Here is a 13,242-nt window from a genome sequence, read left to right on the forward strand (position 1 = left end):
TACAATATCCTAACGGGTTGCGCCCATGTCGCCGGACGAGAAGCTTTCCTGCATCTTGCTGCCATCGGCGGTTTCGGCATATTTGCCATATTCCATCTTGGCGATCGTGCGATTGTGCACTTCGTCCGGACCATCGGCGAGCCGCAGGGTCCGCTGATGGGCATAGGCGCTGGCGAGACCATAATCGTCGGAAACGCCGCCGCCACCATGGGCCTGGATCGCATCATCAATGATCTTCAGCGCCATATTCGGAGCCTGAACCTTGATCATGGCGATTTCCGCCTTGGCATATTTGTTGCCGACCTTGTCCATCATGTCGGCTGCTTTCAGGCAGAGCAGACGGCTCATGTCGATGTCGATCCGGGCACGGGCAACGCGCTCGTCCCAGACGCTATGTTCGGAAATGCGCTTGCCGAACGCGATACGCGACTGCAGGCGCTTGACCATTTTCTCGAGCGCTTCTTCGGCGACACCGATGGTCCGCATGCAGTGATGGATACGACCGGGGCCGAGGCGACCCTGGGCAATTTCAAAGCCGCGCCCTTCGCCAAGGATGATGTTCGATGCGGGAACGCGAACGTCCTTCATCTCGACTTCCATATGGCCGTGCGGCGCATCGTCATAGCCGAAGACCGGCAGGTGACGGATGATGTTCACGCCCGGTGCGTCGGTCGGCATCAGGATCTGGGACTGCTGCGTATAGCGGCTGCCCTCGAAGGTGGTCTTGCCCATGACAATCGCGATTTTGCAACGCGGATCGCCGAGGCCCGAGGACCACCATTTGCGGCCGTTGATGACATATTCGTCGCCGTCGCGGACAATCGCGGTTTCGATATTGGTCGCGTCGGACGATGCAACGGCTGGCTCGGTCATCAGGAAGGCCGAGCGGATTTCACCGTTCATCAAGGGACGCAGATATTGTTCTTTCTGCTCCAGCGTGCCGTAGCGGTGGAACACTTCCATATTGCCGGTATCGGGAGCCGAGCAGTTGAACACTTCGGAAGAAAAGCCAACGCGGCCCATTTCTTCGGCGCACAGCGCATATTCGAGATTGGTCAGGCCGGGGCCTTCAAATTCAAATACATCGTCAATATGCGTCAGATTGGGATTGGCTGGCGGCATGAAGAGGTTCCAGATGCCGGCTTCCTTGGCCTTTTTCTTCTCTTCTTCGACGACCTGGAGAACTTTCCAGCGCTCGCCGGTGGATTCTTCCTTGTGAAAGTCGGCCATGCGGGGACGGAGGTGAGTCTCGATATGGTCGCGGACCCGGTTGCGCCAATATTCCTGCTTTTCCGTGAGATCAAAATCCATGCCCAAATCCTTTTCTTTTTTAACTATGCAATTAACTTATCAGAGGCCGTCTGGCTTTGCCACAGCGAAAACGACTAGCCGGAGCAGTTTTATTCCGATTGCCTCATTTCACCTTCGGCATGCTCGCCGACAGCTTCGCGATGCGGTCGCTATGGTCCTGCTCGCCGAGCGGGAACAGGGTATAGGCCCAGGTCCCGGCGATACCGATCGCTGTCACCATGCTTACGAAAATCAGCGCCAGATTGTCGACAATGGCGCGATCCACCGTCCCGGGCACCGCTTGCGCGGGCAGCTGGATGAAGGAAATGATCAGCCCGGACAGCAATATGCCCATGCCGCCGACCATTTTCTGCATGAACCACATGCCGGAGGAGAACAGGCCTTCCGTCCGCTTGCCAACTTCAAAGGCGTAAGCATCGGTGACATCGGCCATCATCGACATGGTCAGGATCATCGCCGAAATGCCCGCCGCTATGTTGATGACGAGAAAGGTGAACAGGACCGGGATCAGATTCGGCGAGCCGGGCGCCGGGAACAGATCGACCATCCGCAGCCAGTAAGGCGCCGTACCGACGATCACGGCAAAGGCCGTCAGCAGGGCGGCGCCCTTCGGCTTTCCGGTGCGCTTGGAGATCGGGGTGACCAGCAGAAACGCCAATATGACGCCGATGAACAGGACCGCCGAATAGAGGGTCATTTCTGCCGAGCCAAATTCCCAGACATGCGTCAGCAGATAAGGGGTCATGGCGAATAGCAGGCCCTGATTGGTGAAGGCGAAGACGCCCGCAAACATCAGCAGCAGAAAGGGCGAGAACCGAAATGCAGAGAGCATTTCACCAAAGCCTTCCGCCGTCTTTGGCGGGCTGCTTTCGGCCTTGTAGCGGCCGACCATGCGCTTGTGGGTGCTCATCGCCGAAACCAGAACGGCAAAGGCCATGATACAGGCGCCGACGATGGCGAGAGTCGAATAGCCGTCGACGTTGAGCATGCCGACGGGATATTTCTCGCTCGGTACCAGCAGCACGCCATAAGCGAAGACCATGATGCCAAGACCGCTCGCCCAGCCGAACAGGGTGCGATAGCGCAAGGTGCTGGTGCGGTCATGATAGTCGCGGCTGAGTTCCGGCAGCAGCGCGAGCGAAGGGACCTCGTAGGCGGACAAGGTGATCCGGACGAGCATCGCCATGGTCAGCAGATAGAAGAATTGCAGCGTGGCGCTGGTCTCCGGCGGGTGCCATAATAGCAGCCAGGCAATCGCGATGGGAAAAGCGGCGCCATAGAGCCACGGGTGACGACGCCGATCGGGGTTCGGGTCCGGTCGGTCATCTGGCCGATCAGCGGATCGATAAACGCATCGACAAACAGCGCAATGGCGATCGCCAGACTGACTACATCGGCGCGCATGCCGACGACCTGATTATAATAATAGAGCAGGAAGACGGAAAAGCCGTTGTCCTTGATCCCGTAGGCGGAGGCGCCGAACCCGTATAGAATCTTGGTCGGGAGGGGAAGCTTGTCGGACGCCTCTGTCAACGCAAATGCTCCGGCAAAATGGCATCCAGCATGCCCGGCACTTCCGGATCCCAGCTGCCCTGGGTGCCGACCAGCATGCCGCCGTCGACCAATATATGCGTGCCGGTGACAAAGCCGGCGGCATCCGACGCGAGATAGGCTGCCGCTTCGGCGATGTCAGCGGGGACGCCGGGACGGGCAACCGGCTGCGCGCTGGCAGCGGCCTGGCCGAGAACCGTATTGATTGCCTGTGTCTCCTCCTTGTTCGCGCCGACAGTGGAGGCGAAAATATTGGTCTGGATAAAGCCCGGGCAGATTGCGTTTACCCGGATCTTATATTGTGCGAGCTCGGCCGCGGCGACCTTGGTCAGGTGCAGCACACCGGCCTTGGCGGTGGAATAGGCAATCGGGCCATAGCCTGCCTGAAAGGAACAGATAGAGGCGGTATTGACGATCGCTCCGCCGCCGCGTGCCTTGAGATGCGGCGCGGCATGGCGAATGCCCATCGCGACCGATTTCAGCAGCAGCGCCATGGCAAAGTCCCAGTCATCGCCGCTGATCTCGTCGATTGGATCGCGCGGCCCACCGGCACCGGCATTGTTGAAGACGATATCGATGCCGCCGGTCTCTTCGGCGGCATAGTCCATCAGCGCCTTGATCTCGGCTTCCTGCGTAACGTCGCATGCCTTGAACAGAAAATTTTCGCCCATCGCCGACATCATCGCGGTGCCTTCCGCTTCGTCGATATCGCCCATCACGACGGTCGCACCCTCGCGGAGGAACAGTTCGACGCTGCCGCGTCCTATGCCCGATGATCCGCCGGTAATCACGGCGGTTTTGCCTTTAAATCTCATCCTCTTGCGCTCCCGTTTTTTCCGGCAGTAAAGCGATGAAGCCCGTGAGCGTCAATCGCTTGTGCCGCCGGCCCTCGTTTCCGTTACGGAAATCTCAAGGCCGGATGATGGTGAACCAGTCCTGCGTCCGATCCTCCGATTTTTTCGCCGTCAGGCCAAGGGAATCATTGAATCGATCAACGCAATTATGATAGTCCAACTTTAATTGCTCAATTAAAAGGAAAATCGTGATGTCCGATCTGGAAACATTCCGCGCGGAGACCGCTGCATGGCTCGAAGCCAATTGCCCGCCGGAGATGCGCGAGCCGATGACCGGCGAAGAAGATGCCGTCTGGGGCGGACGCAATGCGACCTTCAAGCCGGGCCAGAAAGAATGGCTGGATATCATGGCGGCCAAGGGCTGGACGGTTCCCGACTGGCCGAAAGAATATGGCGGTGGCGGATTGTCACGGGCCGAAGCCAAAATCCTCGGCCAGGAAATGGCCCGGCTCAAATGCCGGTCGCCTCTGTCGAGCTTCGGCATCTGGATGCTTGGCCCCGCACTGCTGCATTTCGGTACCGAAGCGCAGAAGAAACATTTCCTGCCGCCGATTGCGCGCGGTGAAATCCGCTGGTGTCAGGGTTATTCCGAGCCGGGCTCCGGTTCCGATCTGGCCTCGCTGCAAACCAGCGCGGTCGACAAGGGCGATCATTTCCTGATCAACGGCCAGAAAATCTGGACCAGCTATGCCGACAAGGCTGACTGGATCTTTTGTCTGACGCGGACTGACAAGAATGAAAAGCACAAGGGCATTTCCTTCATGCTGTTCGACATGACCAGCGAAGGCGTCAGCACCAAGCCGATCGTTCTGATCTCCGGCCAGTCGGCCTTCTGCGAGACATTTTTCGATGATGTCAAAGTGCCGAAAGAATATGGCGAGGGCGTTTCCTCTGTCGTCTATGAAGTCAACAAGGGCTGGGACGTTGCCAAATATCTGCTGGGCCACGAGCGCAGCATGATTTCCGGCGGCGGTTCGGAAGGCGCGACATCGCTGGGCGCCAAATTTGCCGACCAGGTCGGACGCGATGAAATGGGCCGTCTCGACGATCCGATGCTACGCGCGCAAATGGCCGAAATGGATATCGAAGTCCTGGCATTCCGCGCCATGGCCGAGCGCTTTGGCGATACGTTCAAGGCGGGGCTTTGCCACCCGGCACAGCCCAATATGATGAAATATGCCGGCACCGAAATCAACAAGCGCCGCCACGAGCTGATCATGTCGGCCGGTGGCAGCGAAGTGCTTGAATGGGAGAGCGACGCGACCAACGGCGGGATGACCGCCCGCAGCTGGCTGCGGACCAAGGCGAACAGTATCGAAGGCGGCACCAGCGAAGTGATGCTGAACGTCATATCCAAGCAGATATTGCGACTGCCCGGCGCCTGACAGGCCATATCCCATTGCCATGATGGCGGGACCGGCTCGTGCCCGAACCCGCCGCGCACAATTTCAGACAAGGACTAGAACATGCCGCTTTATTTGAACGACGACCAGCAGATGCTCCACGACAGTGCAGCCGAGTTTATGAAGGGCGAGGCGCCGGTAGCGCATCTCCGTGAATTTCGGGACAAGCAATGCAAGGACGGATTCTCCCACGCTCTGTGGAAGCAGTTCGCGGAAATGGGTTTCACCGGCATAATGATCGGCGAAGACGAGGGCGGCCTGGGTCTCGGCCATATCGAGGCCGGCGTGGTGCTCGAGGAAATCGGTCGCAACCTGACGCCGTCGCCCTTTTTGACGACGGCAGTAGCGGGTGTGGAAGCGCTCAATGCCGGCGGCAAGGCGCTGCGCGACAAATATTTCCCGGGCATTCTGGCCGGCGAGACTGTTCTCGGTCTGGCGATTGACGAAGGCGCGAAACATCGCCCCGACCAGATCGGCATGGCCGCAACCCGCGAAGGCAATGGTTTCAAACTGGACGGCAAAAAGCAATTTGTCGTGCAGGGCGGCTCGGCCGATATGTTGATCGTTGCTGCGCGGACCAGCGGTGCGGCTGGCGATGACAAAGGCCTAACCCTGTTCGCCGTCGATGCCAATGCGGCGGGCGTTTCGCGGGACAGCGCGCGGCTGGTCGACAGCGCGATGGCGGCCCATGTCCAATTTGACGGCGTCACGGTCGATGCCGACGCGGTGATCGGCGAGGTGGACGATGGCGACACCGTGCTGCGCCGCTTGCTGAACGCTGGCCGCGCCGGCGCGGCTGCCGAAACGCTCGGCGTGGGCGCGGGCTCGATGGATATCACCGTCGACTATATCAAGGGCCGGAGCCAGTTCGGCGAACTGATCGGCTCGTTCCAGGCCTTGCAGCACCGCATCTCCCATCTCTACAGCGAAATGGAAATTGCCCGTGCTGCCGTTCTGAAAGCGCAGCAAATGCTCGACGAAGGCTCGTCCAAGGCGGATCTGATGGTTTCGGTTGCCAAGGCCAAGGCGGGCAAGGCCACGTCACTCTCGGTCAAGGAAGGCGTTCAGATGCACGGCGGCGTTGGTATGACCGACGAATATGACATCGGCCTCTATATGAAGCGCGACCGCGCGCTGCAGGAATTCATGGGCGATGTGAACTATCACACCAATCTCGTCGCCGAAATGCACGGCTATTAAAGGATAATGACGATGGATTTTAACAAACTTTTCTCGCTCGAAGGCCGTGTGGCGCTCGTCACCGGCGGCCAGCGTGGCATCGGCGCGATGATCACCGAAGGATTTCTCGCGCAGGGCGCAAAAGTCTATATTTCCGGCCGCAAGGCGGATCAGGGCGAAGCGGCGGCTGCCGAATTCGGCGAGAATTGCACCTATATCCAGGGCGATATTTCGACCTATGAAGGCTGCAAGGCGCTGGCAGCAGAAATTGCATCGCGCGAAGAGAAGCTCGACATTCTCGTCAACAATGCCGGCGTCGCCTGGGGCGCGGAATATGTCGATTTCCCCGAATCCGGCTGGGACAAGGTCATGGACACCAATGTCAAAGGCCTGTTCTTTCTGACCCAGGCGCTGCACCCGCAGCTGAAGGCAGCCGCCAGTTTCGAACGTCCGGCCAAGGTCATCAATATCGCGTCGGTTGACGGTATGAAGGTCAACCCGTGGGAGACCTACAGCTATCAGGCATCGAAAGCGGCGGTCATTCATCTGACCCGCAAAATGGCTTCGAAGCTGGTGCAGGAAGATATTATCATGACCGGCATAGCGCCGGGTGCCTTTGCCTCGACCATGAACAAGGCGGCCCGCGACCACGAAGATGCGGTCGAGAAAGGCATTCCGGCGAAACGCATCGGCCGGCCCGAGGACATGGCCTCCACCGCCGTGTTCCTGGCAAGCTCGGCCGGTGACTATGTCATCGGCACGACCATCCCCGTCGATGGCGGAATCGTCAATGCTGCCAATCCCGGAGCGTCGATAGACGGCTGATCCGGCTTTGCCGCTTGACCAATTTAGCTCCAGACTGTATTAATACAACAATACAGTCTGGAGAAATACCCATGTCGAACAAATATCTGATCTTATTGGCCGCCTTGCCGTTGGGCCTGTCCGCTTGCAGCAAGGCTGACGACGGCGACGGTTCCGGCGTTTCCATCGATTTCAGCGATGACAGCCAATCTGATGACGAGAAAGTCAGAATCGGTGGTGACGGGGAAGACAGCAAATTCTCGATCAAGGCCGATGGTTTCTCGATGGAAATCGACTTGCCATCGATCACGCTCGACAGCGACGATTTCGATATGAACGATGTCGACCTCTATCCCGGTAGCCAAGTCACGAGTTTCGATATCGAGGACAAGGACGGGCAGGGCGGCAAGGTCCGCATCGGTTTCAAGGCGCCCATCAGCGCGGACGAACTGGCCGACTGGTATGAAAAGCAATTGACCGGCAATGATTTCAAGGTGGCACGCGAGGGAACCAGCCTGTCGGGGCAGACCGATGAAGGTGATCCGTTCGCGCTGGCGCTCACCGGACTGTCGGCCAACGAGACCAAGGGCGTTCTGGAGTTTTCCGAACGGAAATAGGCCGGCGCGCAGCCGCATATTTGCATGATTTTACCAGGCGTCCTGATTGTTCAGGGGCTGGCCACCGGAATATGCTATGATCGCCTGACATAAACAGGAGAAACGGTCATGCGTCACGGAACAACCTCTGCAAGAATCCTTGCCTCGCTCGCTCTGGCGGCAGCGCCGGTGGCAATGGTCTCTTTCGCCGCGACACCGGCGGTGGCGCAATCCACCGGCGTGAAAAGCATATTGGGCGATGCCTCCGACAACGCGCTCGACAAGCTGTCCCAGCCCGGTGCTTTCTATGCCGACGAAGCGGTGCGGATTCTGCTGCCCGGTCCGCTGGAGAAGGCCACGAGCATCCTGCGCTTCACCAGCAAGGCGGGCCTGACCAAGGATATTACCAAAACCCTCAACGACGCTGCCGGACGGGCGGCGCTCGAAGCCAAACCCGTGTTCCGCTCGGCGATTGACGGCCTCACCCTGCAGGACGGGGTCGGAATCGTAACCGGCGGCAATAAAGCCGGTTCAGACTATCTGCGGCGGACCTCCGGCGAAGAGCTCGCGGCGAAGGTCCGTCCGCTGGTTGAAAAAGCCCTGACCGAACTGGGCGCCTACCAGCAGGTCGAAAAGCTCGGATCGGTTTCTTCGCTGGCCCGGCTGGGCGGTGCAGATCTCTCTCGCGACGGCCTGACGGATAGCGTCACCGACCAGACGATGGATGGCATCTTCGCCTATATTGCGAATGAGGAAGCCAAGTTCCGCAGCGACCCGCTCGACAAGGGAAAGAAGCTGCTGAAGGACCTGTTTTAGCAAATACAACAGGTTAGGTTTCAATCGGCACCGGTGAAACGGAATTCCCGGTTGCAAAACACGCAACAGTTAATTCTCCATTTTCAATTGAAACCTAATGACCATGCGACCATCTGCAGCCTGTAAGTTACGCAGGAAAAGAGATGTTTGACAGGCGTTTGTAAATAAGGAGAAAATCCATGAAAACGCTTTTCAATATTGTCGCCGCCCTCTCCGCCAGCAGCATCGTGCTGTTCTCGACGGTCCAGGTCTGAGGCAAGAAGTTACAATCCCGGCAGCCTCCTCCTCCTCCTCCCGAACGAGGCGCCGGGATTGGTCCAAAGGTCCGGTTCTTTATTCATCCCCTCCCTTGAAAAGAGCCGGACCAGCGGACAAATCCCCTAAAATCCGCCGGTCATCCCGAATCCCAAGCTTATCCACCGTATCGGCAGGAGTTTTCCACCGCTAACTGGATAGCCTGTGGATAACTTCCGTTTTTCTCCTAGGAGCGACTCGGCATCGGGGAGCATATATAGGTCATCGGAAGGGAAACGGACGAACCAGCGACCAGTCAGCAATGACCCGCAGGACAGCCCGGGAACCGGAAGATGGTCGAGACGACCAGTTTGTTTTCGCAAGAAAAGGAAAATGATCTCTCGGTCGGTGATCGGAGAAAGTCCGAAAAGGGAAGGCGCAAGCCGGAACGGATCAGACGGACAAGGATCATCAGGTGACTGGACCAATTGCGGGTCGGCAACCGAAGCGAAGAAGCGCAAGCGGACACGTGGATAACAACCGACCATCAACGCACTGGACCGGAAACCCGACGCCGAACAAGCGGCCACCGGAATCGCAAGAGGATGGTTGCCCCAACAGAGGCGCAGCGGGAGCTTATCTTCGGGTAAGCTCCCGTTTTTTTGCCGCCACCGCCTGCCGCCTCTGCGTGCCCGCACCGCCGGGACCTGTCCCGACATACCCCTGTTCTGCCGCATCATTACTGCTAGTTTGATTATGGCGACTCATCTCGCATGGTCACCATAACCAGAAAATAGGACAGGATGATATGGACACCAGCAAACTCATGTTCCGCGACGGCCTGATGAAGGGCGAACGCATTCTCGTAACCGGCGGCGGCACCGGTCTTGGCAAGGAAATGGCCGAAGGCCTGCTCAAACTGGGCGCGGAGGTGCATATCTGCGGCCGGCGCGGCGATGTGTGCAAGGCAACGGCCGAGGAACTGGTCGAAAAACATGGCGGAAAAGTCGTTCCGCATCCCTGCGATATCCGCAGCGCCGAGATGATCAGCGAGATGAACGACATCATCTGGCAGCAACATGGTCCGCTCACGGGCCTGATCAACAATGCCGCCGGCAATTTCATTTCCCGCACCGAAGATCTCTCGATCCGGGGTTTCGACGCGATTGCCAATATCGTCTTCCGCGGCACATTCTATATGACCCACGATATCGGCAAGCGCTGGATCGAGGGCGGGACCCGCGGCAATGTCGTGTCGATCCTGACCACCTGGGTGTGGAACGGCAGCGCCTTCACCGTGCCGAGCGCGATGTCCAAGGCCGGGATCAACGTGATGACCCAGAGCCTTGCGGTGGAATGGGCGCGTCACAATATCCGCCTCAACGCCATCGCGCCAGGCCTGTTCCCGACCGAGGGCATGTCCGCCCGCCTGAACCCGACCGGCAGCGACGAGGACCGCAAACGCAGCGGTGCACCGATCAACCGCCCGGGCGAAATGCACGAACTGGCCAATCTCGCAACCTTCCTGCTCGGCCCCGGTGTCGAATATCTCACCGGCCAGACCATCGCCATTGACGGTGGCAGCTATCTTGCGAGCGGCGGCAATTTCTCGCAGCTGCTCGGCTGGGGTGACGAGGAATGGAACGCGGCAAAGGACGCAATTCAGGGCCAAAACCAGAAAGACCGGGCCAAACGTACGGTGTAACCCGGTCGTGGCGGTCGCTGTGTCGCCGGAAATCTGACCGCGCCGATTTTTCTTTTGGCCAGTGATTGCGATCACAGTGCCCGCGAAGAATCGCGGTTAATAAAATCCTGCGGCATCGATCTGATGAAACATTTCACTCGATACAATCCTGATGTCGCATCTTGCCCTTCAAGGGCATTCAGGAGAAGTCCGGCGGTTTAGCGACCCGGCCGCCGGGCTTCTTTCTTGTGTTCGGAGAGGACGCATGTTCCGTGTCTTTCAAGACCGCTTCCCGCGCTGCGCAGAACGCCGCAGCCTGTCTCGCCAGCCACAATTTCAACATCAGCATCATGATCGACAACTTCGATTAGTCTCAGGAAATTTACTGATTTCGACATTCATTCGACTGCGCCTAAAGTTTCTTCCGCGACAATATTCGGGACAAACAACAGGAGAGAGAGATGTTCAAATCACAGGTTTCGCTATTCGCCTTGCTGGCCGCGTCGATGACGCCGCTGGTAATGGCCAGTCCGGCCCAGGCCCAGAACACAGTGGTGCAGGATCCGCCGGGGGCCATGTCCAACAAGGACTGGTGGCCACAAAGTCTCGACCTCGCGGCGCTCCGCCAGCATGAGGCACAGTCCAATCCCTATGGCCCGGACTATGATTATGCCGCCGAGTTCGCCACGCTCGATCTCGCTGCGGTCAAGGAAGATATCCGCAAGGTTCTGACCACGTCTCAGGACTGGTGGCCGGCCGATTATGGCCATTATGGTCCGTTTTTCATCCGCATGGCCTGGCACAGCGCCGGTACCTATCGCGTCGGTGACGGTCGCGGTGGCTCCGATGGCGGCGAGCAAAGGTTCGAACCGCTTAACAGCTGGCCCGACAATGTCAGCCTCGACAAGGCGCGCCGTCTGGTCTGGCCGATCAAGCAGAAATATGGCCGGAAATTGTCCTGGGGCGACCTGATGGTGCTGACTGGCAATGTCTCGCTCGAGGATATGGGCTTCAAGACCATCGGTTTCGCCGGTGGCCGCGTGGACGCCTGGCAGCCTGATCTGGTGTTCTGGGGTCCCGAGGCCAAGATGCTGGAAGACAATCGCCGCGACGGCAAGGGCGATCTCAAGGGCTCGCTCGCCGCAACCCAGATGGGCCTGATCTACGTCAATCCGGAAGGTCCGAACGGCAATCATGATCCGATCTCGGCCGCTGCCGATATCCGGCGAGCCTTCGGCAATATGGCGATGAATGACGAGGAAACGCTGGCGCTGATCGCCGGTGGCCATACGTTCGGCAAGGCGCATGGCGCGCACAAGCCCGAAGAATGCATGGGCGACGAACCTTCCGCTGCCGGCATTGAAGCTCAGGGCATGGGCTGGGCCAACAAATGCGGCAAGGGCAATGCCGAGGACACGATTACCAGTGGTCTCGAAGGCGCGTGGTCGGCCAATCCGATTGCGTTTACCAACCAGTATCTCGACAATCTGTTCGGCTTCGAATGGGTCAAGACCAAGAGCCCTGCCGGTGCCACGCAGTGGATCCCGAGCGATCCGAATGCCGCCAACATGGTTCCCGACGCGCATATTCCGGGCAAGACCCATGCGCCGATCATGTTCACCACTGATATTGCGATCAAGGAAGATCCCGGTTTCCGCAAGATCGCCGAACATTGGCATGAGAACCCCGACGAATTCGCGGCGGCCTTCGCCCGCGCCTGGTTCAAGCTGACCCATCGCGATCTCGGTCCCTCGGCCCGCTATCTTGGTGCCGACGTGCCGAGCCAGAGCTTCATCTGGCAGGACCCCTTGCCGGCGGCTGACTATGCGATGATCGGTGACGCGGATGTGGCACAGCTCAAGTCGAAAATTCTGGCCTCTGGTCTGACGACGCCCGAGCTGGTGCGGACGGCATGGGCTTCGGCCTCGACCTTCCGGGGCAGCGATATGCGCGGCGGTGCCAATGGCGCGCGGCTGCGGCTGGACCCGCAACGCGGCTGGGCCGTCAATGACAAGGCGGAACTGACCAAGGTGCTGGGCAAGCTGGAAGCGATCCAGAAGGATTTCAACCGGAGCGCTTCGGGCGGCAAACAGGTCTCGCTCGCTGACCTGATCGTGCTGGGCGGCAATGCTGCGGTCGAACAGGCCGCCAGCAAGGCCGGCCACAAGGTCAGTCTGCCGTTCACGCCCGGACGGGTTGATGCCACGCAGGCGCAGACCGATGCGGCATCCTTCGCCTATCTCGAGCCCAAGGCCGACGGCTTCCGCAACTATTATGCGGCCGGTGCCGATCTGGCACCAGCGGCAGCGCTGGTGGACAAGGCCGACGCGCTCAACCTGACGGTTCCGGAAATGACGGTGCTGGTCGGCGGGCTGCGGACGCTGAACGCCAATGCGGGCAAGTCGTCCCACGGCATCTTCACCGATAGCCCCGGCCAGCTGAGCAACGACTTTTTCGTCAACCTGCTCGACATGAAAACCAAATGGTCGAAATCCGGCAAAAATCCCGGACTGTACGAGGGTCGCGACCGCGAGACGGACAAATTGGTCTGGACCGCGACGCCGGTGGATCTGATTTTCGGATCCAATTCGGAATTGCGCGCGGTTGCCGAGGTCTATGCAGCGGATGATGCGGATCAGCAATTTGTCGAGGATTTTGCGGCGGCCTGGACCAAGGTGATGAACGCCGACCGTTTCTAGGTCACGTTTGATTTAGGGAAAGCCCGGTGGCCGCGTGATCCGTAGCCGCCGGGCTTTTCTTTTGGAGCGCTTCGATCGTTTGGGAGCATCGTCATCCTGAACTCGTTTCAG

At 59.0% G+C, this 13,242-nt stretch carries 10 protein-coding genes and 1 pseudogene; 8 read left to right on the plus strand and 3 right to left on the minus strand.

All coding sequences use genetic code 11. The features are described 5' to 3' along the window. Positions 1-9 precede the first annotated feature (9 nt). From C8024_RS15205 to C8024_RS15220, 3 genes and pseudogenes are all read right to left on the minus strand, one after another. On the minus strand, positions 10-1,311 hold the full coding sequence (locus tag C8024_RS15205) for an acyl-CoA dehydrogenase family protein (protein WP_100092365.1): 1,302 nt from the start codon (positions 1,309-1,311) through the stop codon (positions 10-12). Between the two features lie 103 nt (positions 1,312-1,414). Next, positions 1,415-2,844, minus strand: a pseudogene (locus C8024_RS15210) (MFS transporter). Then, positions 2,841-3,677: an SDR family NAD(P)-dependent oxidoreductase gene (locus C8024_RS15220; protein WP_173206673.1), complete on the minus strand. Its 837-nt coding sequence runs from the start codon at positions 3,675-3,677 to the stop codon at positions 2,841-2,843. Before C8024_RS15220 ends, C8024_RS15210 begins: the two are co-directional and overlap by 4 nt. 230 nt (positions 3,678-3,907) lie before the next feature. Between C8024_RS15220 and C8024_RS15225 the strand changes: the two genes are divergently transcribed. The 8 genes from C8024_RS15225 to katG all read left to right on the plus strand — a co-directional run bounded on the left by C8024_RS15225 (position 3,908) and on the right by katG (position 13,131). Then, the gene (locus C8024_RS15225) at positions 3,908-5,101 is read left to right on the plus strand and encodes an acyl-CoA dehydrogenase family protein (protein WP_100092362.1); all 1,194 of its coding nucleotides are present in this window, start codon (positions 3,908-3,910) and stop codon (positions 5,099-5,101) included. An 81-nt stretch (positions 5,102-5,182) separates the two neighbouring features. After that, positions 5,183-6,319 (plus strand): acyl-CoA dehydrogenase family protein, encoded by a 1,137-nt coding sequence (locus tag C8024_RS15230; protein WP_100092361.1) that lies wholly within the window; start codon positions 5,183-5,185, stop codon positions 6,317-6,319. A gap of 12 nt (positions 6,320-6,331) precedes the next feature. Then, positions 6,332-7,123, plus strand: coding sequence for an SDR family oxidoreductase (locus C8024_RS15235; RefSeq protein WP_173206676.1), 792 nt, complete (start codon positions 6,332-6,334; stop codon positions 7,121-7,123). Between the two features lie 71 nt (positions 7,124-7,194). Next, the gene (locus C8024_RS15240; protein WP_173206679.1) at positions 7,195-7,719 is read left to right on the plus strand and encodes a hypothetical protein; all 525 of its coding nucleotides are present in this window, start codon (positions 7,195-7,197) and stop codon (positions 7,717-7,719) included. A gap of 108 nt (positions 7,720-7,827) precedes the next feature. Continuing rightward, positions 7,828-8,514 carry a DUF4197 domain-containing protein gene (locus tag C8024_RS15245; protein WP_254305989.1) on the plus strand — a complete coding sequence of 229 codons (687 nt, stop codon included), beginning with the start codon at positions 7,828-7,830 and terminating at the stop codon, positions 8,512-8,514. A gap of 1,042 nt (positions 8,515-9,556) precedes the next feature. Next, a complete protein-coding gene (locus C8024_RS15250; RefSeq protein ID WP_100092358.1) occupies positions 9,557-10,453 on the plus strand; it encodes an SDR family oxidoreductase in 897 nt (298 codons plus the stop codon). Between the two features lie 161 nt (positions 10,454-10,614). Beyond that, complete coding sequence (locus C8024_RS15255) at positions 10,615-10,803, plus strand: hypothetical protein (RefSeq protein ID WP_173206682.1); 189 nt, start codon at positions 10,615-10,617, stop codon at positions 10,801-10,803. Positions 10,804-10,893: 90 nt separating this feature from the next. Then, on the plus strand, positions 10,894-13,131 hold the full coding sequence (katG, locus tag C8024_RS15260) for a catalase/peroxidase HPI (protein ID WP_173206685.1): 2,238 nt from the start codon (positions 10,894-10,896) through the stop codon (positions 13,129-13,131). The last annotated feature ends 111 nt before the right edge of the window (positions 13,132-13,242 follow it).

It is taken from the genome of Sphingopyxis sp. BSNA05 (assembly GCF_013265645.1).
Classification (GTDB): domain Bacteria; phylum Pseudomonadota; class Alphaproteobacteria; order Sphingomonadales; family Sphingomonadaceae; genus Parasphingorhabdus.